Below are 21,966 nucleotides of genomic sequence, written 5' to 3'. Positions count from 1 at the left end.
CTAGTATACTAGAATTTTTTCGCTGATTCGAGCGTTATGGTTTAGTGCGCTCAAATATTCTTTTATTTCATATAAAAGCGACCCCACCGGCACAAAATGCCAGTGAGGTCGCTTTCGTGAGTGGACCAACGCCCCTCACTTTTTACGGCTTATTTCCGTAACCGTTCGATGTCTCGAACGATCATTAATTCTTCATCGGTTGGGATCAAGAGCGTCTTGATCTTAGAACCGGCAACACTCAAGTCGCGTTCAACGCCACGAATGTTGTTCTTTTCTGGGTCAACGCCAATGCCGAAGTAGCTTAACTTGTCAGCCACTTCTTGACGAATCATGATATCGTTTTCACCAACACCGGCCGTGAAGACGATGGCGTCAGCACCACCCAATTCAGCCAGGTAAGACCCAACGTAGCGAATGATCCGGTTGATGAACATGTCCCGGGCCAACTTCGCACGTGGGTTCTTAGCTTGAACCTTTTCCAGGTCACGCATATCAGCGGAAACACCAGAAACCCCGATCAAACCAGACTTCTTGTTCAAGATGTTGATCATATCGTTTGGCTTGTCGATGTTCAGCTTTTCCATCAGGTAAGCCACTAAGGACGCATCGATATCCCCAGAACGGGTCGCCATTTCGATACCGGCCAGCGGCGTGAAGCCCATGGACGTATCAAAGGACTTGCCATCCTTGATAGCGGTGATCGAACCACCGGCACCCAGGTGCATGGTGATCAGCTTCAAGTCCTTCAATGGCTTGCCTAACATGGCAGCGGCCCGGCCAGCAACGTAACGGTGGCTAGTCCCGTGGGCACCATACTTACGGGCACCATACTTTTCGTAGTATTCGTAAGGGATGGCGTACATGTAGTTTTCTTGAGGCATGGAGGTGTGGAAGGACGTATCAAATACGGCCACACTCAAGACGTTAGGCAAGATTTTCTTGAAGGCTTCGATGCCCAAAGCAGCGGCTGGGTTGTGCAGTGGGGCATATTCGGACAAGTCCTTGATTTTTTGTAAGACCTCGTCATCAATAATGGCGGAGTCCTTGAATTCTTGACCCCCGGCAACGACCCGGTGACCGATCCCAGTGATTTCGTTGAAGTCGGTGATGATCTTCAAGTCAGTCAATTGGTTCAACATCAATTGGATAGCGGCACTGTGGTCGTCCACGTCTTCATGCGTTTCGTACTTTTGGCCGTCACCGTACTTGATTTCAACTAAAGAGTTGCCCAAACCGATTCGTTCGATGGCCCCTTCAGCGATAACTGATTCTGCAGGCATTTCGAACAGCTTGAACTTTAAAGTTGAACTGCCGGCATTAATTGCTAATGATTTTCCCATGTGGTATTTCTCCTTTTATTTGCGATCCGTCAGTAGGTTCTGTTCTTCCCACTGCACGATCTCTGCAACAAACTTTTGGAACGCTGATTGATTCTTAAATGAAGGGAATTCCCCCAACATGACTTGTTCAACTTGCTTGGCGCCCGCACCCGGCTTCTGTAAGATCAGAATGGCCTTTTGTGCGTTGGCGTTCGCAAATAACTCACTTGGCAGATTCAACAACCCCTGCAAATAAGCGTTGTTTGGCAACCACTTCAACAGGTTCTGTGCCTGTTCACTCTGGAAGAGTTGTGAAGGCACCAGAAAGACTCCGATACCGCCGGGCGTCAACTGATTCATGGCTTGCTCCAACAACAAATGATGCACATAGGTGTGCCCTTTTTGCGCCGCTGTCTTGAAGTTGACTGCGTTGTCATCAACCGGGTAATACCCAATTGGTAAGTCAGCCACAATCAAGTCACTAGCTGGAACCAATAACCGTTCCAAGGCATCCTGGTGAACCAGTTCCACCGGAATGCGTTGCAGGTCACTGGACGTTTGGGCAATCGCTAACATAGTGTCATCGTTATCGATCCCGTACGCATCAATTTTACCAGCAACGACCGCTTTTAACTGTGAAATCACCGCAGTTAACAAGTTCCCTGTCCCTACCGTTAGGTCCAGTAATGACAGGTGGGTCTTCCCCTTCTCTAACCGGGTAACCAAATAGCCCATGATGTAGGCAATGGTATCAGGCGTTAACTGATGATTGGCTTGGACTTCATCGACACGAATGGCTTTCAGCATTGCTAACTGCACTGCTCGCCGGACCGTTTCCGAATCAAAGCTTTGCCAATCGGCCTGCTGGTACAAGTCAGTTAATTGGGCGACGGCCTTTTGATCTGGCCGATCGTCTTCAACTTGAACTTGTCCGTTGAGGAGGTTATCCCCCGTCTCAACGAACGCATCTAAATAAGATGTGCTTAGTGCTGCTTGTAAGGTCGTCGTGGACTCATCCAGTACCTTAAAGAGCGCTTCGGTCTGTTCTTGTGACAGCACGCTTCGCCTCCTTGTGAATTTTCCATGACACATTGTATCCGCTATCTATACTACCGATTTTTTACCCTTTATTCAAGCAATCTTTGCGGTGAATCCGCTTTGGCCGGCTGGTGACGCCGGGCTGGACCCGCTTTTTTCACGAGCTGTCGGGTCTGGTGCACAATCTTTTGGGTCGACTGATTATAGTCGCGAACCAGCTGGTTGGTCGTCTCCCGGCGGGCCGCTAACCCAACGCCCACGACGCTCAACAGTAGGCTGACACTGGCCAGGAAGAAGAGTGCCCAAAGCGTCAGGAACCCGTGGTGCCGCGCAAATCGACGAGTGTGGTCTGCCAAGGCAATCCCTCCTGTTTGAGCTGTAGCCGAACAACGCCCTTGCCCAGATTCTGCCAGTGAATGGCTGTGACCTGGCGAAGCAAGGGATCGTACCCGCGAAACCGGGCGTTGGTCAGCTTCAAGACTTGCTTACGGTCAACTGATAGTCTCACTGGCTTATCGGCCTGCCGCTGGTCGTAAATGGTGAGGACATCATCGTCAGCCGCTGCGAACCGGTAGCGGCCCGGCTGTTCGAGGAGCTGGACTACCTGATACCAAGCCACTGGATCATGCCGGAGTGGCCGCAAGAATGTTTGCTCCGTACCCGTCACCAGGACAAACATCCCCGCCGCAATCGCCAACGCCACGACCGTTTCAATTAAGGTGAAACCCGCGCGGGGCCTCATTGCTGATTCAGCCAGTCTTGTAAGGCCCGGTCGTGGGCCCGGCGCGCCGTCTCTAGCCTAACCTGCCGTTGCTGCTCTAAATGATGAGTGGTCCGTAAGAAATCCGTGGTCAGGGTCACCGCCAAACACACCACCGCTAAGGCCAACAAGGCATCAGGCAGGACCCACCCGTGGTGACCGACGCGTTGCCGTGGTTTCCACATAAAAAATCGCTCCTCCCAATTGAAACGTTTGATAAATCCAGTTATGGCTGGCCGTACTGTACCATTCCATTCGTAATGCCGTCGACGTCCCGGAAGGCCGAATGGTCCAAGCCGTGTCTGGATCGCGCAGTTGTAGAGTTGGTGGAATCCTCAGCCGCCCTAGGACCTGATGACCCTTGACGGTGCTGAGCGTTACCAGGCGTTGCGCTGAAGTCACCCGAATGCTCACCACTTCACGGCGATGGATGGCGACTTGCCGGCCCGCCGTCCACATCCGTTGCCAGGAAGGCCAGAAGGCCCGTTCCGCCAACAGCCGTTGGTGCCGCTGCCCCTGAAACGTGACCAGTACCGTGAGTCCGGACACGATGACCAGCACAATCAGCATTTCGTATAGGGTAAAGCCCCTACTTCTGGGCATTCTGGGCAACAGCCTGGTCCCCTTTAATTTGGATGCGTTCCTGTTCGGCGCGTTCAACCTGTTGGACGGTCAGGTATTTACCGGCCCGGAGCATCTCATAAGTTACATGGGGTTGCTGAGCGTCCTTGACCGGGTGATCATCCAGGTAGGCTGTGACCTGGCCCTGAACGACCGTGGTCATGGCATTGCCGTGGATCTGATTGGCGCGCTGCCGCTGATTATTCAGGTTAGGCAAAATAATTAAGATCAATAAGGAAATAATGAAGAGCACGATGGTCATTTCTACCAGCGTAAAGCCGTGCCGCACGTTAGTCATTGTAGACCCCCTGTAAGTTTTGATACATCGGTAACAAGAGATTCAGATAGGCGCCAACGATCAGGATGGCCACGACACCCAGTAGAATCGGTTGGACCAAAGCCAAGCCCCGTTCCGTTCGGCGCACCAGTTCCCGGTACTGAAGCGTACTGAACGCCCGGAGTTCCCGGGCCAATTGCGCATTGGTGCTCCCCTTTTGTAGAAAGACCAACACCTGCGCTGGGATAAACGGCTGCTCCTTCAACCAGCCAACGGGCGATTGCCCACCGGCTAGCTGGTGTTCCAGCCGGTGGGCCAGCTGATGGAGCAAGGCTCGTTCCGGCAGGTGTTGGAGCACCGCTATCATTTGTTTGATGCTCAGGCCACTCTGCACCAGCTGACCGAGGTTTGCCGTTAAATAGTAGGCATAGTAGGTCCGACAGATGCCGCCGATAAATGGCACCCGCAAGTACAGGCTTGCCAAGCGCAGACTCGGTTGGCGCATCCACCACCGTCCGGCACTGACTAGTGCTAGGACCAAGATGAGGCCACCACCCAACCAACCGTACTGTTGCCAGCCAATGGGGAGGGCTTTGGTCGGCGCCAGGCCCTGTTGCAGCTGGGGAAGAATCCCCACCTGTAGCGTCAGAAACAAGCCGGCCATGCTGACAAACAGGCCCAGCGGATACGCCAATAATTGGCGGAGTCGTTGCCGCTGGGTCGCCATCAACCGTAAAAGCTCGGCCGCCTCCCGCAACGCCGGTGCTAGCTCACCGTATGTCGTCGTCACTTGCAACTGAAAGTAGACGTTGGGCTGCAGGTATGGTGCTAACAGGGGCACCAGGTCGGCCCCTGTTAGTAGGGCTTGCTCGAGCGTTGCCAAGCTTGCCGGAAACTCCCCACCAACCGTCCGTAAAAAGGTCACGGCCTGTTTCAGTGAAAAGCCACTCGCAAGTTGGTCGGCGAGCAATTGACAGAAACGCGCCTGGGTCACTAGCGACCACCTAGCCCGCCCGAAATTTAGCCGCCGTAGCCGGGGTAATAAGTTGGGTTGCTGCTGCATCTTCAAGGGCTTCTCGCCACCTTTCTGTTGGGGTCGTGGTTGCCTGCCACAGAGCAGATCCGGTCACAATATCCAGGAGAACGGCTGGGGTGCCATCCTGCTTAGGAATCAGTCGTTGATAGCATGCCGCCGTCAATACCTGCCGAAGCTGGTTCGGCGCAATCCCCAAGTCCGCCAGCCGGCCAACGGTCCCGACCGCTGTTTGGGCGTGCACCGTGCTCAAGACTAAATGCCCACTCAGCGCCGCGCGAACCGCCGCCTGGGCCGTCTGTTGGTCACGAATCTCCCCAATAATAAAAGCGTCAGGTCGATGCCGTAAGCCCACCTTGATCAGTGCATCGTAACTCATCCCCGCTGGTTCATTGACCTGTAGCTGAATAAACCGCGGCTCTTTGATTTCCACCGGGTCCTCCACGGTCAGCACGACGGCGGACTGGGCTAAGCCGCTCGCCGTCGTATACATGGTCGTGGTCTTCCCCGCCCCGGTTGGCCCAGCAAACAATAGTAATCCCCGCTGCTGGGCCAAGGTCACGAGTTGTCCCTGTTGCGGCGGCACTAAATAAGCCGTTCGGGTGGCCGCATAGGGGTAGATGACCCGAATCACCAGAGACTCCTGATTGGCATAGTCCCCCACGGTTGAAAAACGTAGCTCGACCTGCACGGGTCCCGGCCAGGTCAGTGCCCCGACCTGGGGCCGTCGCCGTTCACTAACGGCCATGTTAGCGTGAAATTTAAAATACGTCATGATCTGCATCCCTACTGCCAATGTCACCGTTTGCCACACCACGAGTTCCAGCGCCTGTCGTAACCGAATCTGATACCCCGTTTCGTGGGGTAAGACGTAAATATCACTGGCATGTTGGGTTACCGCTGCGGCAATGAGTTTTTGAATTAGGTCCTCTATCAAGTTGTGCCACCTCCAAGTCCTTTTAAGTTAACTCCGTAATCGACCGCCAAATATTTTTTATTTTTGAAAAAAATGCAAAAAAAATAACGCCCACCGAAGTGAACGTTATTTCTAAAAAATCTATTCAACACTTTCAGGCAAAACAGCTGCTTCGTAAATATCAGAAACATCGTCGTTGTCTTCGAGTTCTTCAATCAAACCTTGGTATTGCGGAGCCTTAGCTTCTGGTACTTCGGTCGTGTTTTGTGGGAACATCCGCACTTCAGCGGTGTCCAGCTTGTAACCCTTGGCCTGTAATGCATCACGGGCACTAATCTCACTTTGTGGATCGGTAAAGATCTTGAACTCGTCGTCCGTGGTCTGCATGTCATCTGCCCCGGCGTCTAAAGCATCCATCAACATCGTGTCTTCATCCGTGTCCAAGCCATCACGTAAGATGACAATGTAACCCTTACGATCAAACATGTATGAAACGGAACCGGCTGCACCCAATGCACCACCATGGTGCGTGAAGGCAGAACGAACAGCCGCAGCCGTCCGGTTCTTGTTATCCGTTAAGGCAGCAACCATGATTGCTGTCCCGGCTGGACCGTAGCCTTCGTAGGTGATTTCTTCGAACTTAGCGCCACCAACACCAGAGGCCTTATCTAAAGCCCGCTTGATGTTGTCTTTAGGCATGTTAGCTGCCCGCGCTTTGTCCATTTCCAAACGAAGTTGAGGGTTACCGTCGGGATCAGGACCACCTGCTTTTGCAGCTTGGTACAAATCACGTGAGATTTTTTGGAAGATTTTTCCACGTTTTGCATCCTGAGCATTTTTCCGGCCCTGGATGTTATGCCATTTAGAATGTCCTGACATCGTAACTCCTCTTTTCTAAAGTTTTATATATCCGTATAAAACAGACACTGTTCATATTAGCACTTACTCCGCTTTCATTCAATTGGCAAGCTCACTATTTATCTATACAACAAAAAATGTATAAACGTCATCGTCTTTTCCCTTTAAAACAGTGTTTTCATAATTCATAAAAGAATAGATTGTGTATAAAACCACCTTTTTCAAAATAATTCTTGTATAAATAATCGAGTCCTGCTATACTCGTTAGCAACATCAAAAAATATTGAGGAGCCTTTATATGAAGAAGAGATTGGTATTATTCTTTGCTCTGCTGTTGGCGCTGGTCACCGGCTTCACCACCCTAACCACGACGGCGAACGCTGCCACCGACAACTCACTGACAAAGATTGAGAAAAAGGGGACGCTGGTCATGGGGACCTCGCCTGATTATCCACCTTATGAATTCCAGGCAACCGTTCACGGCAAGACTAAGATTGTCGGCATGGACGTTGCCGTCGGCCAAAAGATTGCTAAGGACATGGGCGTCAAGCTCGTCGTAAAGTCGATGTCGTTTGATTCCTTATTAGTCGCCCTGCAAACGGGGAAAGTCGACATGGTTATCTCCGGGATGAACCCTACACCCGCTCGGCGGAAAAACGTGGCCTTCACCCACACCTACTACCAAGGTGGGTACAGCATCGTCATCAACAAGAGTGACAAGGGAATCTATAAGAACAAAGATTCCTTCGTTGGCAAGACCATTGGGGCCCAGACCGGGTCGACCATGTACAACGAATCCAAGAAGCAGACCAGTGGCACGACCGTCAAAGGGATGACCTCCGTGTCCGATTTGATTCTGGCGCTGCAAAGCCACAAGATCCAAGGGGTCGCCATGGAAAAGCCTTCTGCGCAAGCCTACGTGGCCAATAACAAGGAACTCGCCGCCATCCCCAGTGACTTTAATTTAAGTGCTTCGGATACCAGCGCTTCCGTTGCCTTTGCCAAGGGCTCCACGGCTTTAGTCAACAAAGCCAACAAGTCCGTTGATCAAATTAAAAAGCAGAACCTCGTCAACAAGACTTACCTGCCCGCCGCTGGGAAATACTTAAAGACCAACACGGTTAACACTAGCATGTTCCACTACTGGAAAGCCTTCCTGACTGGGATCGAATACACCTTGATTATCACCGTCTGCTCCGTTTTCTTCGGGTTTATCTTAGGGGTCCTCTTATCCCTAGCACGGATGGCCCGGGGCGGCGTCTTGAAGACGGCCCTACGGTGGTTAGCCACGGCCTATGTTGAATTTATCCGGGGCACGCCAATGATGGTCCAAGTCATGTTCGTTTACTTTGGTTTAGGACTCATCGTTAACCTGCCCGCCTTAACTTCCGGGATCATCGCCATCTCCTTGAACTCTGGGGCTTACGTGGCCGAATACATCCGTGGGGGGATCAACTCCGTGGACAACGGTCAAACGGAAGCTGCTCGTAGCCTGGGGATGTCTAGCGGCGCTACCTTGCGCTACGTCGTCTTACCACAAGCCTTAAAGAACATCTGGCCATCACTGGGGAACGAATTTATCACCCTGATCAAGGACAGTTCCATCGTCTCCATCATTGGGGTCTCCGAACTGATCTTCCAAAGCAACATTGTGCGTTCTGACACTTACCGGGGGGTTGCCCCAATCGCCGTCATCATGGTGCTCTACTTCATCCTGACGTTCACGGCTTCTCGGATTCTGAACTACTTCGAAAGGAGAATGCAACATGACTAAACCAATTATTGAGGTTAAAGATCTCGCCAAGAACTTTGGCAAAAACCAAGTCTTAAAGGATATCACGGAACAAGTCACCCCTGGCCAAGTCATCGTCGTCATTGGCCCTTCAGGTAGTGGGAAATCAACCTTCCTGCGGTGCTTGAACCTGCTGGAAACACCCACTTCTGGTGAGGTCGACTTCGCCGGTGAAAACCTGACGACCCTGGATACCAAGCGGGTTAACGAGTTACGGGAACAAATGGGAATGGTTTTTCAAAGCTTCAACCTCTTCCCGAACATGACCGTGCTCGAAAACATCAAGCTGGCCCCGATGAAGGTCAAGCACATGGACGACGCCACGGCGACTAAGCGGGCCCACGAGCTCCTCAAGCAGGTCAACTTAGACGACCACGCCGACGCCTTCCCTGCCAGCCTTTCCGGTGGCCAAGCACAACGGGTCGCCATCGCGCGGTCCCTGGCCATGGATCCCAAGGTCATGCTGTTCGATGAACCAACCTCTGCCTTGGATCCCGAAATGGTCGGTGAAGTGTTGAGCGTTATGCAACAGCTAGCCGAACAAGGGATGACGATGGTCGTGGTCACCCATGAAATGGGCTTTGCCAAGTCTGTCGCCGATCGTGTCTGGTTCATGGCCGATGGCTTCATTCAAGAAAACAGTACCCCGGACGACTTCTTCAGTAATCCACAAACGGAACGGGCACAAGACTTCTTATCCAAGATTCTGATGTAAATAACCGTTTAAAAATGCTCGTCGACAAGGTGCCGGCGAGCATTTTTTCTGCCTGATTTTAATTTTCACAAAACAAGTCAAAGAGGACCGCCCACGATTTCGTACATCGGGGCCGGTCCTCTTTTTCGTGAGCTAGTTTGTCATCTGGCATTCACAGTATTTATTCATGACGCCGTTTCTGCAATCCTGCAAGGCCAAGTCCACCTAACAAGACGCCTAAGGCTGCCCACCAGGTTGTCGGGGCCTCGTTGGTCTGTGGCAACGTTGTCTTCGTGACGGGTGCGACAACCGGCTGTGCGGCCACCTTCTTAGCGCTTGTTGCCGTGACGGTTGACGTAATCAAAGCGCCATCCCCACCATGGTGCAGGGTCCCCGTTGCTGGGTCACCCGTAATCGCGGCGCCAACGCCGCCATTGTAGCGTTCAAGCGTCTTTTGCGCACTCTTTTTAGCCTGCACGTTGAGGGTTGCGCCAGCCCCCTTCTTACGAACTCCTTGGTCACTAATGACCTTGTGCACATCGTTAGGATCAGTCGGGTCGGTCGGCTTAGCTGGATCAACGGGCTTAACGGGATCAGTGGGGTCGGTCGGATCAGTCGGATCGGTTGGGTCCGTGACATCCGGGTTGCCCCCGTTACCAGGATCCGTCGTCCCACCACCGCCGCCTGTGGTTGGGGCAACGACGTGGAGAGTCACCGTCTTGGTCAATTCACCGTAATGCAGTGTCACAGTGTAGTCACCGACCTTGGTCGGGTCCGCATCCCCCATATCCAGGGTCAGCTCACTATCGGCGACCGGTACGGCATTGGTATCCGTTGCCGCGGCCTTAAAGTCAGCGAGTGTCGGGGCGGTGCCATTGACCTGCATGGTGTAGTCACTCCCGGTCAACGTTGCCGCCACCGGGGTGATGGTCAATTTGCCAAGGGTGACGTTGGCGGCCGTGTAATTTGCATCCAACTGACTGGTATCCAACAGGTAGGCGTAATCGCCGGCCGTTTCACCGGGCACCCGCGTCACCTGCAGACCAGAAGTCGTCATCGCATTGCCCTGGCTATCGGTCACCGTAAACGCAGGCGTTGGATCAGCGGTGCCGGCATCCTTAGTCGCGCTGGCCACATTGACCGTCAGCGGTGCCGCCACAATAGTCAACGTCGCGTCGGTCCCGTTATCGATCCAGTCATAGTAGTCACTGGCAGGCGCTTCCGCCTGAACCCGCGCAATGGCGTCCGGGTCAAGGCTGACCTGGTACGTCCCCACGTTTGGCAGCGAGGCCGCCGTCAGGGCGGAGGTCTTGCCGTTAAATTTAGACGTGCTGGTCGATCCGGATGGCGTGACGATTAAATCGCCGCTCTTCAGGGTGTAAACGAACCCATCGGACAACGTTAACGTGTACTGCGAGGCGTCAAAGACGGGCGCCTTGCCGGTATACGTGACGGTAGCGTTACCGGACAGACTGTAGCTGGCTTCCCGTTTGATGACGGTCACCTGAGCCGTCGCAGAATCAACCCCATCGTAACTGTAGGTCACGTCGTAGATACCCGCGTTTTGCGTCATTTGATCTGTCGCAACCGGATTTCCCTTAGCATCGGTAATCGTAACTGCCAAGTTGGCCGGGTCAATTTTGTCGCCGTTAGTCATCACGGCACTGACCACGTTGTCCGTCGGTTGCCAGCCATCGCCGTACCACACCGTCGAGTTGGCCACTTGAATCTTCGGGTCATTCAAGACAACTTGGTAATTCCCGGTGTAGGTGGCGCCGGTACTGTCGGTCAGCGTCCAGGCAAACGTGAAGTTCTCCACGCTATCCGGAATGGTAAATTTGCCATTGCTGTAGGTCACGCCGTTAGACAACTTGGTCAAGGTTAAATCAGCGTTTTTGAGGTCACCCACCGCAACGTCAAATAGATCATCGATTGAATTTAATTTCGCCTTACTCGTGAAGATGGTGGCCGTCTGGTTTTGGGCCAGGATCGCCATGTCACCCGCGGCAGTCAGACCGGTCAATCGGTTGTAGTCAAACGCATTGGCGCCAATTTTTGTCGACGTTGGCGCCTGAACGCCTGCCAATTGATTTCCGAAGAACGCCTGCTTGCCAATTGTCGTGAGCGCCGTGTTACTGAGGTCCAACTGACCGCCCAAGGCGTTGTAGGTGAAGGCGCTCGTGCCAATCGTCGTGAGGTTGTCATTGACCGTCAACGTTTCCAAATGGTTCCCGGCAAAGGCCAGGTCACCGATGGTGGTTAAGGCCGGTGGCAGGGTCAGTTTTCCTGTCAGCCCAGCATATTCAAACGCCCCACTCTTAATCGTGGTGAGCGCCGTGGCTTCACTGGTGTCCACAGTCGTTAATTTAGAATCGTAGGTGAACGCGTTAGCGCCAATCGTGACCAGGCTGGCGGGCAAGGTGATGCTGGTCAGCGAGGAATTCGCCAGGAAGGCCTGATCGCCAATGGTCATGACGCTGGCGGGTAAGGTGACGTTGGCCAGCATGGTGTCGTAGATGAACGCCGAATTGCCAATCGTGATCAGCTGGCTGCCATCGGCAAAGTTGACCGTGGTCAAGCCACCGGCCGTGTTGCCCGCAGCGTCCTTGGTCGTCATGGCACCGAATGCATAGTCGCCGATACTGGTCAGACTCGCCGGCAGGTTCAGCGTGCCGATGCCGCCATCGTACGTGAAGGCGTAGTTGCCAATCGTTTGTAGACCGTTACCAAAGTCGACCGAGGTCAGGGCGGTGTCGGGATCAAAACTGACATCCCCACTCTGGTAGCTTGAGAAGGCGTTATCACCAATTTGTAAGACACCATCCCCCAGGGTCAGGCTCTGGAGACTCGTCGTGCCGGCAAAGGCCGCCGTGCCCATGGTGGTCAACGTGGGGATGTTTAAGCTCGTCAAGGACTCATCTCCGGCAAAGGCGAGGTCGCCAATGCTCTCTAACTGGGTCGCCTGACTGAAGTCGACGTTCGCCAGTTGCGTGTTGTATTCAAAGGCGCCGGCCCCAATCGTCTTCACGGTCGCCGGTAAAACTAGGTCGGTGATACTGCTACTGAGAAAGGCCCCTTCACCAATGTTCGTTAACGTATGGTTTTCACTTAAATCAACGACCTTGATATTGTTCAGATACCCAAACGCGTAGTTCCCAATCGACGTGATACCGTCCCCAATCACCAGGCCCGTAATGTTTTTCGTTAGGTCTGGTTGGTTGTAGAAGGCACCATCCCCGATAGCCGTGACGTTGTAAGTCTTACCGCCATTGGTCACAGTCGTTGGAATCACAACTGTGCCCGACAATGCCTGATTGTTCAGCGTCAGCAGTGTCTCCGTCTCAGTGTCGTCATCATAGCCAAACAGAAAATTGCTTTGATCCGTCGCTGGTAAGGCTACCCGCGCCATTTGGGTCGCTGAAAAGCCGACCGCTGACACCGGCTGAACTGACGTATTGCCGGGCTGGTCAGATTTTTGATCATTATTCGTAACATCGTTGTTTGATTCAGTCCCTGAAGCAGACTGGTCATTCGATTTTTCTTGATTGTTGGCGTCAGAAGCTGGTGTCCCCGTTTCCGTGTCAGTCCTGGTTGACCCATCATTGGTATCTTCCTGTGACTGCTGCCCATTTTCTGTATTAGTGGGCGCTACTTTTTCACCCGCAGCCGATTGATCATCATTCTGGCTACTGGTCTTACCATTTTCCTGGTCGACACTGTTATCCGACTCACTGCCGGTAGCGATGTCACCATTGTCCACTGATGACCCCGTTTCCGTCCCGGTGCCGGCACCCGTTTCGGCGTCATTTTCGCTTGCATCATCGTTCTCTGTAACCGTGCCCGCCACGGCAGCGCTTGCATTTTCAGCGTCGCTCGTTGGATTAGCAATAGGCACGACTTTATCCGTCAAACTCCCCGTACCTGAACTCTGTTGACTCACGCTGTCCCCACTAGTCGTGTCGGTGTCCGCATGGGCCGTCTCTTGCCCAACCAGCGTTCCCAAACCAACCGCCACGACCGTAATTGCTGCGAAGACCCAGTGCTTGCCATCCTTGTACATCTTGTAGTGTTGTTTTGTTTGCATCGTTGTTTACCCCTCTCACCGTTGGAGTCCCTTGTCCCCCAAAGCCTGTCTATCAACAACTAAATGACCGGCTAGTTAATCTCTTACTTAGCATATTAGCGCCTCAATCAATGAGTGCAACTAAACCCCACTTGTGAAATCAAGTTAGGCTCTAAGCCTTACCAAGTCACTAATCATTTTCCTCAACTTTATAAATCCCTAACGACTGTTCATTTGAAACTTATTTCGACGCAATAGTCCCTAACCCCATGATTGAAAGGTCACACTCACGGTTAAGCAAGCCGCCACTTAGGCTCCTAGTTAGCGCTCTTGACTTGCAACCAAGCGTTGTGTAAATACAGATTAATTTTAGGACATTGTGTCTACTTTTTGCTTTGTTATATGGCGTTACTATAGCATATTATCAAATGAAATAATAGTCTAGAGTCGCATTGTAACAGTATTTTTGTTGACAATTAGAATTTGGTTAATCTAGTTTTTTGGCAAAATACAATTTGCACATTACTCTCTCCCTGGCCAGCTGTTTTAACTTAAGATGACCTTTAGTTCACGTCTAAAACGGTTTCTGTACAAACTATCGGCTATCCCCTGATAAATCAGCCTTTAGATTTTTAGTCATCGAAATCATCGATAGCATCAGTCCTTTGTCCACCTATAATTCACGGCTCAATTGCTCAAAATGACAAATCAATGTGAACAACCAAACAAAATTAGAAAATCAGGAGGCACCAGTGGGACCTGCCACTTTTTTCAATCAAGAAGGAGCGACAATTTGCCTGACAGTGAACGCAAAAACGCCCCATCAGAGAAATCAGCGGTTAATCTGGCTGAGTTTCTCTGATGAGGCGTTGCTTTAAATTTAATAACTTCTAACGTGGTTTAGTCATGACGCTTTCGTTGCCAACCAACCAGGCTCAATCCACCTAATAGGGTGCCTAACAAGGCCCACCATGGGGTTTGCGCGTCGCCCGTCTGCGGCAGTTTAGTAGCTGCCGGTTGGTCCGTGGTTGACGTTGCGGGCGTGCCTTGGTTCCGCTTGGTAGTTGCTGGCGCGGTTGCCATGGTTGCCTTAGCTAACCGTGTCGCTGCAGTCTGGTGACTAGCCGTTGGCGCATCGTCAGCCATTTGAACCATGGCGGCTGCCCCACCGGATTTCACCAAGAACTGTTGCACATCGTGTTCTCCAGACGTCCCAGCGGAGACATTTTCATGTGTCCCCGATTCGCTGACAATATACTGATCACCACTCTGCCCAGGGGTCGGCTTAGCTGGCATCACAGGTGTCGTTGGCGTTACTGGTTTCGTCGGCTTTGCTGGTTTCGTCGGCTTTACCGGCGTGGTTGGTTTAACCGGCTTCGTCGGTGTGGTTGGCTCAGTCGTCGCGCCACCACCGTTGCCCGTGTCTGGGTCGGTCTGATTGCCAGAATTACCGGTATCGCCGCCGGTTGCGGCCGCATTAACGTGCAGGGGAACCGAAATTGTCTGCTCGTTAGGCTGCTTGCCATAGCTAAGCGTAACTTGGTAATCGCCAGCCTTGGTCAAGTTAGCGTTACTTAAATCCAAAACAATTTTATCAGCCGTCACGGCTTGGGCATTTTCATCCGTCCCCGTGGCACCGAAGTCTGCGGCCGTTGGCGTTGCATCCCCCACCGTCATGGTGTATTTCTTACCAGACACCGTGACTGGTGCCGCTGCAATTTTTAACGTTGCCGGCAGGTAGGTGACGTCAAAGTTAGACGCAGATACCGCGTCAGTGCCTTGAACAGATGGCATGTATTTATATACTCCAACAGTCTCACCCTGTTCTCGAGTATAGCCAATGGTCAAGGGGAAGTTAGTCAGCGGCGTTTGCGTTTCGTCATCGTCGGCTGTCACCACAAACGTTGGTGTGGGATCGTCGGTTCCGGCAACCTTGGTTAACTGCGTAACGCCATCGGTCTGGTCACCCTTAACAGACACCGTAATCTTGGCTGGCGTAATGGTCAACGTTGCCGTTGAATTCTTATCCGTCCATTCAAAAAGGTCCGCAGAGGGCGCCTCACTCATCGCCCGATCAATCGCTGATTCTTTCAGTTGCACCCGGTAGGTCCCCACATTTGGTAAGTTGCTGGTTGCTGTACGAGTGTCTGTCTCAGTTGGCACAATTTCCAGGTCATCATCCTTGACCGTGTACACAAACCCGTCAGACATCGTAACTTGATAGTTACCATCTGCCGCAACTAGTTTTGGGGTGGTTCCTGTATACTGAACCGTTTGATTACCCGTCAACGTGTAGGTTCCTTGTCGCTTAGAAACGGTCAAGGTAATTGTTTGCGCATCTTCCCCATTATAACTGTATGTGATGAGGTAGGTCCCAGCCGTCTGTGTTACCTGATTAACCGGAACAGATTCTGTCACGGGCTCCGTCACAGAACCTCCTGTTACTTTCGCAGCCGTCACAGTTAACGCACTAAAATCTATGACGTCGCCATTTAGTGTTTTGGCACTAATAAAGTTATCCGCAGGGGTCCAATTATCCTTGTACCAGGCTTGCCCATCGACGACCTTAATCACTGGATCATTCAAGACGACTTGATAGGCCCCACCATAGAGGTTAGTACCATCCGCACCTGGCAGAGACCAATTGAATTTAAATCCAGCTGTCCCTTCCGGAATACTGAAAGTGCCATCAGCCTGATTGTATGTCACACCATTGGTCAGAGAAGTCGCATCAATAACCAAGTTTTTATTAGTTAAATCGCCAACCTGCGTATCAAATAGCGTATCAATTGTCACATTCTTAGAATTACCAAAGTAAGCCGCAAATTGGTTCAAGGCAACTGCCCCGTTATCCGCACTCGTTGACAGCTGGGTAATCCGGTTATAGTCAAAGGCCGCTTCACCAACATTCGCTGCTGATGGGACTGTGACCCCCTTAATTTGATTCCCATAGAAGGCTTTCGCCCCCACAGTTGTCACTGAGTTTGGCAAATTGAGGCTGCCATCCAGCTCATTGTAGCTAAATGCATTGTTGCCAATTGTCTGAAGGCCATCATTAAAGCTGACTGTCTTGATATGACTTCCAGCAAACGCATAGTTTCCAATCGTCTGGGTGTTGGTTGGCATCACAAAAATGGGATTGCCATCAGCATCAGTTTGACCAGAGTCTGTGATCCCAGAATATTCAAAGGCCCCATCGCCAATTTTTTCCAATTGATTCGCCTTACTAGTGTCTACCGTCTTGAGCCCATCATCATAGGTAAAAGCGTTATTACCAATACTTTGGAGACTCGCTGGTAAGGTGAAGCTCTTCAGCGCTGAATTAGCTAAAAAGGCTTGCGTGCCAATTGTCGTCACACTATCTGGCAAAGTAATATCTTCCAAAACCGTGTCATAAACAAACGCACTGTCACCCACAGTTGTCAGTCGACTGCCATCGGCAAAGGTCACTGTTTTCAGCCCACCAATTGTATTACCGGTAGCATCCTTTAAATTATCTGCGGCAAAAGCTTCCTTGCTAATCGTCACCAGGTTAGCTGGCAGACTCAGGTTCACAATATGCCCATCATAAGCAAACGCGTCTTCCCCAATAGTGAGGTCGTCGTTCGCCGCCTGACCAGCAAACGTGACATCAGCCAAATCAGTGTTCGATTCAAAGGCCGCAGTCCCAATTGAAGTCAGAGTAGCTGGAAAGTGCACGGCCGTTAACCCGGTCCCATAAAAGGCACTGGCATCAATAGTGGTTAACTGACTATCACTCGGAATATTTAGCGTCGTTAAATTCTTATCACCATTGAATGCTGACTCCCCAATTTCGGTCACGTCAGAACCCAAGGTTACCGTGGTTAAATCTTGGTTATCCTCAAAAGCCCCGGCCCCAATCGTCGCACCATTAAGGTTGAGACTAGTAATCTTAGCGCCGGCAAAGGCAGAGTCCCCAATCTTGGTCAAACTTTTCGAGAGCTTTACATTTGTCAGATTGCTGTTGAACTTAAAGGCCTCATCCCCAATAGTCGTTACACTGTCAGGCAAGACTAAGGAATCAATTTTGCTGCCCAAGAAGGCTTCGTCGCCAATCGTTTTTAGATTCGTTGCTTGGCTTAAATCAAGCGTCGTTAAGTTATCATACGTAAATGCACTGTCGCCAATACTAGTCACTGTCTCCGGTAACGTTAAGGACGTCACACCAGTACTAACAAACGCCCGATCACCAATCGTTTCCAAAGTGTGATTTTCACTAAGATCAACCACCTGCAGATTTTTCAGGTAAGCAAATGCATTAGTCCCAATACTCTTGATACCATCACCAATCACAACGGTTGACACATTAGCCGTCCGTCCTGTGCTACTGGCAAAGGCGCCACTGGCAATGGCAGTAACAGCATACGTCTGCTTATTCTCCTCATTAACCGTGGTTCCCGGAATCGTCAGAGTGGTCGAATTAACCACACTGGCAACCCCATCCAGGGTCGCGGTGCCATCATCATGGTAGGTATACACAAAACTGGCATCAGTCGTTGGCACCTCGGCTGACAGGTCCATGATTTTCAGCATACCCAACTTACCAGCTGGCATTTGCAACAATGAGCCTGCTAAATCAGACACCTTGGCGTCCTCTAAACTGTTAACGTCCAAAACGTCTTGCTTGATTTGATTGACGTTAGTCCCATTTTTGTCTGAATCAGATGTCTGGTCATCGGTCGTCTGGCTTAATTGTGTTAGTCCCAGTGGTTCCGTCAGACGTTTTGCTATCATTATTCTGAGCTGATTTGTCCACAACTACCTCGGCGTCAGACGTTTCCTTAGCCGCTGCCTGCGAATCGGCATCGGTCGTTTGCTTATCTGTATCTGAGTTTGTATCTGTATTTGAATTTACGTCTTTACCCGTATCTGAGTCCACACCTGAACCGGCATCTGAGCCTGACGCAGCTTCAGTATCATTCGTAACTTCTTTAGTCCCTTGATTCAGGCCACTCGTCTCAGTGCCTTTCTCACCAGTCGTCTCATCTTCCCGTGGTGACTCTTTTTCTGTTGAAGTCTCTTCAGCCGCCCCACTGGTTTTCAAAGTTGCGGTCGAGCCGGTCGTTGTTTGCGTCCCGGTCGCTGATTGACTACTGTCCGTCCCGGTTGAGGCGGTCTCGGCATGGGCAACTGTCCCTTGGCCGATCATGGTTCCTAGTCCCATGGCGGCAACGGTCACAGCGGCAACCACCCAATGTTTCCCATCCTTGTACATTTTGTAATGTTTTTTCTCTTGCACGATTCCTTACTCCTCTTAAGGCGGGGATGGCCACTCCCACTGAACATCTACCCAATTTCTCGGTCCGCATGTTGCCCTGATATTTTAACGCCCAAACTAATCAATACTACTAATTTTAGTTTGTGGCGCCAAATCGTTTTTCAAACGCTGTTAGATAGCCATTTATTCGGTGGTTCTTTCCATTTACACATTAAAGTTATTCATATTTTATCCCCAAGAATTGCGCCCGTCAACAAATAATTTAAATAAAAGTCAATCTAATAAAAAGAATTGCCGCTTAACCAATTCGACATGGGGTACACCGTTTTCACTAAAAAATTTGTAAATGAAAAGACATTCAGCGATGAGCCCAGACTACGGACCATTGCTAAACGTCTTTTGCGCACAAATTAAAAGGAGCCGCGGTTTTCACCCAGCTCCTCAACTAATTTCTATTCTTTTCGAAATGTCCGGTGACCCAGCATAACGACCAGACCAATCACAATTTCCGCCACACCAGCAAAAATAATGACGCCGAGACCACTGCGGCCAATCGTAGTTAGCAGGTTCGCAGCCGTCTTACTGGTACTAGTTACCACGTACGGCAAGAAGAAATAACCGCCGATACCGACTAGACCAGTCAGTAGACCACCGACCGTCATACCGGAGCCCAGGCTCGCAAACACGTGGTGCACACTGAAGGCATAGAAGAACGTGACAATCAGTAACAGGATGCTCCCCAGGAGGACCGCAAAATTAATCTTCTTGGCCCGTTGTACCTGGATGGCAGCCTGGGACATGGCAGACGTGCTAAACGCCGCCTGGGCCCGTTTTTTCGCCTGTTTAGCGATGGCCGTGGTCATTCCCGCAGTAGCGGTCACGCCCATGGTTTGGGCCTGCGTGCTGATGGCAGCGGACAGGTCCGTGGTGTCGACCGGTGCATCGATTGTTTCGCCGTAGAGCTTGGCAACACCCATGGCTAAATACGGTTGCATCAAGCTAGACGTGACCGGCGCCCCGGAGACACCCAGGTTTTGCAGATCATCGTTGACGTGGTTGATGACCTTTTCACCAACCGACGAGCGTGACACCACGCCCGCCGTATAGTTGGCGTTAAACACGGTGAGTTTCAGGCCCACACTGACCGTCAATAATAGGATTAGAAAAGCCACCCACCGGGCCAAGGCTGGGCGTCGTTGATACGTTTCAGTTGTTTGTGGTGCTTGTTGTGGTTCCGGTTCTTCATCTGAGTGGTAGCGCGCCATGCGACTATTTTCACTCATAAGAACCACCTCCCGTTACCCAATATGATTTGCTTATCATTGTAGCACATCTAAATTTCAGATTGGTTAAGAGCAGCTTAATTGGGCGAAATCTTACACAATTGTTCCCCTACTGTCCCATCGCTCAAAAGTGTCGTTCCCGGCAGTGGGTTCAAGGTGCCCTGCTGTGGGGAACGCTTCCAGCCTGAGAAGCGGTCTTCCAGCTCGCCTTTAAGCCTGGAAACCCACCAGTCTCAAAGGGCGCCCCGTGGACTAAGCTGAGAAAATTCACTCAGCTAAGACCACCGACACAGCTGTTCACCTTGACCCACCTCTGGTCACTAACATTGATCATGTCACCGGCATCCCAATTAACCATTTCAGTATTAACGAAGTCACTCGACTCCTGTCTAGCAAATTTCAAGCTAACCAGGAAAACCAGTAAGAATACAGCAATCCCCAAAATGTAGGTTGGAGAATCACCAGCTAACACCATCGACACAGCTGGCTACGTTCCTGGCTTCCTGCGGCTAACATCGCCCCATCGATAGACACTCAGCGACATGCAAAGCTTTGCCTTTATCCATATTACAAGCTGTCTCGGCAACTTTAGCCCCACCAGTAACTGGCCTCAGCCACCAATAATATCGTAGTAAATCCATTCCCTGCCACAAAGCTAGTGAAACTGCGCCAACACGGTCAGTGTCAGTGACCAGAGGTGGGCCAAGACGGCCAGCTGTGTCGGTGGACTAGGCTGGGGTTCTTTCCCAGCCTAGTCCACCGGGCAACCTTTGTGACCGCCTCCCGGGCACAAAGTTGAGGTGGAAGCCCGCTCCTCAGGCTGGAACCGACCCCATAGCAGGCCGTCTTGAGCCCGCCGCCGGGAACGAACAGCACACGCAACCGCGTACCGGCACAGTTTTCACGAAAGCAAAAATTATGTATATGAAAAGGTTCTGGAAACGGGTTCCGGAACCTTTTCATGACGCTTATTTAGTCGAACTCCGCTTCATTAACCCGTAAGGCAAGATAACGGTGTTCTCTTCAACAGTTTCGTTGTTCATCAGTTTCGTCAGCAGACGCATGGCAACGGCACCAATATCATACAATGGTTGTGTGATTGAACTCATCTTAGGCCGAACCAATTCGGTCAGCTTCGTATCGTTGCTGGTGATGACTTCAAACTCACCAGGAACGTCGATGCCGGCATCGGTTAAGCCGTTCATCACACCAGCGGCCAGTTCGTCGTCGCCGACAAAGGCAGCCGTGGCACCCACTGCGCTCAAGGCTGGTTCGAGTGATTGGCCCGCCTTGTACGTGTAGTCCGTTTCAAAGACCAATTTGTCATCGTAAGCAATCCCTGCGTCCTTCAGGGCCTTCTTGTAACCTTTCAACCGGTAGTCGTGGTTGATGGCTTGGTCCATGGAGCCGGAAACGAAGGCAATCTTTTCATTGCCGTGATCGATCAAATTCTTAACGGCTTCCGCCACAGCGGCTACATAGTCGATGTTGACACTGGGTTGCGCCTTTTCAGAATCCACGGAACCAGCTAAGACAACTGGTGCCTTAGAACGCTTGAATTCTTCACGAAGCTCATCGGTCACCTGGTTACCCATGAAAATGATGCCATCAACTTGCTTGGCCATCAAGGTGTTCAGCACTTGAACTTCCTTGCCGCCGTTTTCATCGGAGTTGGTCAAGATAATGTTGTACTTGTACATCATGGCAATGTCATCGATACCTCGTGCCAGTGATGAGAAGTAAATGTTGGTGACGTCTGGGATGATGACCCCAACCGTCGTGGTCTTCTTACTTGCTAAGCCTCGTGCAACGGCGTTTGGCCGGTAGTCAAGACGGTCAATGACCTCAAGCACTTTCTTTCGTGTAGCTGGCTTGACGTTGGGATTTCCATTGACGACCCGCGAGACGGTGGCCATGGAGACCGCCGCTTCTCGTGCCACATCGTAAATTGTAACTGTTTGTTTTTCCATAGCGATAGCCCTTTCTTCCTTGTTTTGGTTTGTTTTCATTCGTTTTCAAGCAACTTGACCAGTATACAGAAAGTCACTCAGGGACGCAACATTGAAAACGCTT

At 51.4% G+C, this 21,966-nt stretch carries 17 protein-coding genes; 2 read left to right on the top strand and 15 right to left on the bottom strand.

Features of this window, described 5'->3' with window-relative positions; all coding sequences use genetic code 11:
• Window positions 1-149: 149 nt before the first annotated feature.
• From EKM84_RS10825 to EKM84_RS10780, 10 genes are all read right to left on the bottom strand, one after another.
• Window positions 150-1,340, bottom strand: a complete 1,191-nt coding sequence (locus EKM84_RS10825; RefSeq protein WP_125765780.1) for an acetate/propionate family kinase — start codon at window positions 1,338-1,340, stop codon at window positions 150-152.
• 15 nt (window positions 1,341-1,355) lie between these two features.
• Window positions 1,356-2,378 carry a class I SAM-dependent methyltransferase gene (locus tag EKM84_RS10820; RefSeq protein WP_125765779.1) on the bottom strand — a complete coding sequence of 341 codons (1,023 nt, stop codon included), beginning with the start codon at window positions 2,376-2,378 and terminating at the stop codon, window positions 1,356-1,358.
• A 68-nt stretch (window positions 2,379-2,446) separates the two neighbouring features.
• On the bottom strand, window positions 2,447-2,713 hold the full coding sequence (locus EKM84_RS10815; RefSeq protein ID WP_125765778.1) for a hypothetical protein: 267 nt from the start codon (window positions 2,711-2,713) through the stop codon (window positions 2,447-2,449).
• Complete coding sequence (locus EKM84_RS10810) at window positions 2,668-3,099, bottom strand: prepilin-type N-terminal cleavage/methylation domain-containing protein (RefSeq protein ID WP_125765777.1); 432 nt, start codon at window positions 3,097-3,099, stop codon at window positions 2,668-2,670. The genes EKM84_RS10815 and EKM84_RS10810 overlap by 46 nt, the downstream gene beginning before the upstream one ends.
• Window positions 3,096-3,302, bottom strand: coding sequence for a hypothetical protein (locus EKM84_RS10805; protein ID WP_125765776.1), 207 nt, complete (start codon window positions 3,300-3,302; stop codon window positions 3,096-3,098). Before EKM84_RS10805 ends, EKM84_RS10810 begins: the two co-directional genes overlap by 4 nt.
• Entirely contained in the window at window positions 3,253-3,720 is a 468-nt protein-coding gene (locus tag EKM84_RS10800; RefSeq protein ID WP_125765775.1) for a type II secretion system protein, read from the bottom strand. The genes EKM84_RS10805 and EKM84_RS10800 overlap by 50 nt, the downstream gene beginning before the upstream one ends.
• A complete protein-coding gene (locus EKM84_RS10795; protein WP_125765774.1) occupies window positions 3,707-4,036 on the bottom strand; it encodes a prepilin-type N-terminal cleavage/methylation domain-containing protein in 330 nt (109 codons plus the stop codon). The genes EKM84_RS10800 and EKM84_RS10795 overlap by 14 nt, the downstream gene beginning before the upstream one ends.
• A complete protein-coding gene (locus EKM84_RS10790; RefSeq protein WP_225418188.1) occupies window positions 4,029-5,009 on the bottom strand; it encodes a type II secretion system F family protein in 981 nt (326 codons plus the stop codon). The genes EKM84_RS10795 and EKM84_RS10790 overlap by 8 nt, the downstream gene beginning before the upstream one ends.
• A gap of 10 nt (window positions 5,010-5,019) precedes the next feature.
• A complete protein-coding gene (gene comGA / locus EKM84_RS10785; protein ID WP_125765773.1) occupies window positions 5,020-5,985 on the bottom strand; it encodes a competence type IV pilus ATPase ComGA in 966 nt (321 codons plus the stop codon).
• Window positions 5,986-6,105: 120 nt separating this feature from the next.
• Window positions 6,106-6,843 carry a YebC/PmpR family DNA-binding transcriptional regulator gene (locus EKM84_RS10780; protein WP_125765772.1) on the bottom strand — a complete coding sequence of 246 codons (738 nt, stop codon included), beginning with the start codon at window positions 6,841-6,843 and terminating at the stop codon, window positions 6,106-6,108.
• Window positions 6,844-7,120: 277 nt separating this feature from the next.
• Here EKM84_RS10780 and EKM84_RS10775 point away from each other — a divergent pair, with 277 nt between their 5' ends.
• On the top strand, window positions 7,121-8,596 hold the full coding sequence (locus tag EKM84_RS10775; protein ID WP_125765771.1) for an ABC transporter substrate-binding protein/permease: 1,476 nt from the start codon (window positions 7,121-7,123) through the stop codon (window positions 8,594-8,596).
• The gene (locus EKM84_RS10770) at window positions 8,589-9,329 is read left to right on the top strand and encodes an amino acid ABC transporter ATP-binding protein (protein WP_125765770.1); all 741 of its coding nucleotides are present in this window, start codon (window positions 8,589-8,591) and stop codon (window positions 9,327-9,329) included. Before EKM84_RS10775 ends, EKM84_RS10770 begins: the two co-directional genes overlap by 8 nt.
• Before the next feature lie 160 nt (window positions 9,330-9,489).
• On the opposite strand, the gene EKM84_RS10765 is transcribed toward EKM84_RS10770, so the two are convergent.
• The 5 genes from EKM84_RS10765 to ccpA form a co-directional block, all read right to left on the bottom strand.
• On the bottom strand, window positions 9,490-13,392 hold the full coding sequence (locus tag EKM84_RS10765) for a leucine-rich repeat protein (protein ID WP_125765769.1): 3,903 nt from the start codon (window positions 13,390-13,392) through the stop codon (window positions 9,490-9,492).
• Window positions 13,393-14,271: 879 nt separating this feature from the next.
• A complete protein-coding gene (locus tag EKM84_RS10760; RefSeq protein WP_125765768.1) occupies window positions 14,272-18,126 on the bottom strand; it encodes a leucine-rich repeat protein in 3,855 nt (1,284 codons plus the stop codon).
• On the bottom strand, window positions 18,065-18,631 hold the full coding sequence (locus EKM84_RS10755; protein ID WP_125765767.1) for a KxYKxGKxW signal peptide domain-containing protein: 567 nt from the start codon (window positions 18,629-18,631) through the stop codon (window positions 18,065-18,067). The genes EKM84_RS10760 and EKM84_RS10755 overlap by 62 nt, the downstream gene beginning before the upstream one ends.
• Before the next feature lie 431 nt (window positions 18,632-19,062).
• Window positions 19,063-19,893: a hypothetical protein gene (locus EKM84_RS10750; RefSeq protein WP_125765766.1), complete on the bottom strand. Its 831-nt coding sequence runs from the start codon at window positions 19,891-19,893 to the stop codon at window positions 19,063-19,065.
• A gap of 968 nt (window positions 19,894-20,861) precedes the next feature.
• Window positions 20,862-21,863: a catabolite control protein A gene (gene ccpA / locus EKM84_RS10745; protein WP_125765765.1), complete on the bottom strand. Its 1,002-nt coding sequence runs from the start codon at window positions 21,861-21,863 to the stop codon at window positions 20,862-20,864.
• Window positions 21,864-21,966 lie beyond the last annotated feature (103 nt).

Origin of the sequence: Levilactobacillus mulengensis (assembly GCF_003946045.1) — a bacterium.
In the GTDB taxonomy this organism is placed as follows: domain Bacteria; phylum Bacillota; class Bacilli; order Lactobacillales; family Lactobacillaceae; genus Levilactobacillus; species Levilactobacillus mulengensis.
The sequence above is the reverse complement of the archived record's forward strand: the minus strand, read 5'-3'. Positions and strand labels throughout refer to the sequence as shown.

What these genes read in the sequence shown, in the direction of transcription:
- EKM84_RS10750 (WP_125765766.1), bottom strand. Translation starts at nt 19,893, where the DNA reads ATGAGTGAAAATAGTCGCATGGCGCGCTACCACTCAGATGAAGAACCG.
- EKM84_RS10800 (WP_125765775.1), bottom strand. Translation starts at nt 3,720, where the DNA reads ATGCCCAGAAGTAGGGGCTTTACCCTATACGAAATGCTGATTGTGCTG.
- EKM84_RS10825 (WP_125765780.1), bottom strand. Translation starts at nt 1,340, where the DNA reads ATGGGAAAATCATTAGCAATTAATGCCGGCAGTTCAACTTTAAAGTTC.
- ccpA (WP_125765765.1), bottom strand. Translation starts at nt 21,863, where the DNA reads ATGGAAAAACAAACAGTTACAATTTACGATGTGGCACGAGAAGCGGCG.
- EKM84_RS10760 (WP_125765768.1), bottom strand. Translation starts at nt 18,126, where the DNA reads ATGATAGCAAAACGTCTGACGGAACCACTGGGACTAACACAATTAAGC.
- EKM84_RS10780 (WP_125765772.1), bottom strand. Translation starts at nt 6,843, where the DNA reads ATGTCAGGACATTCTAAATGGCATAACATCCAGGGCCGGAAAAATGCT.
- EKM84_RS10770 (WP_125765770.1), top strand. Translation starts at nt 8,589, where the DNA reads ATGACTAAACCAATTATTGAGGTTAAAGATCTCGCCAAGAACTTTGGC.
- EKM84_RS10765 (WP_125765769.1), bottom strand. Translation starts at nt 13,392, where the DNA reads ATGCAAACAAAACAACACTACAAGATGTACAAGGATGGCAAGCACTGG.
- EKM84_RS10775 (WP_125765771.1), top strand. Translation starts at nt 7,121, where the DNA reads ATGAAGAAGAGATTGGTATTATTCTTTGCTCTGCTGTTGGCGCTGGTC.
- EKM84_RS10795 (WP_125765774.1), bottom strand. Translation starts at nt 4,036, where the DNA reads ATGACTAACGTGCGGCACGGCTTTACGCTGGTAGAAATGACCATCGTG.
- EKM84_RS10810 (WP_125765777.1), bottom strand. Translation starts at nt 3,099, where the DNA reads ATGAGGCCCCGCGCGGGTTTCACCTTAATTGAAACGGTCGTGGCGTTG.
- EKM84_RS10805 (WP_125765776.1), bottom strand. Translation starts at nt 3,302, where the DNA reads ATGTGGAAACCACGGCAACGCGTCGGTCACCACGGGTGGGTCCTGCCT.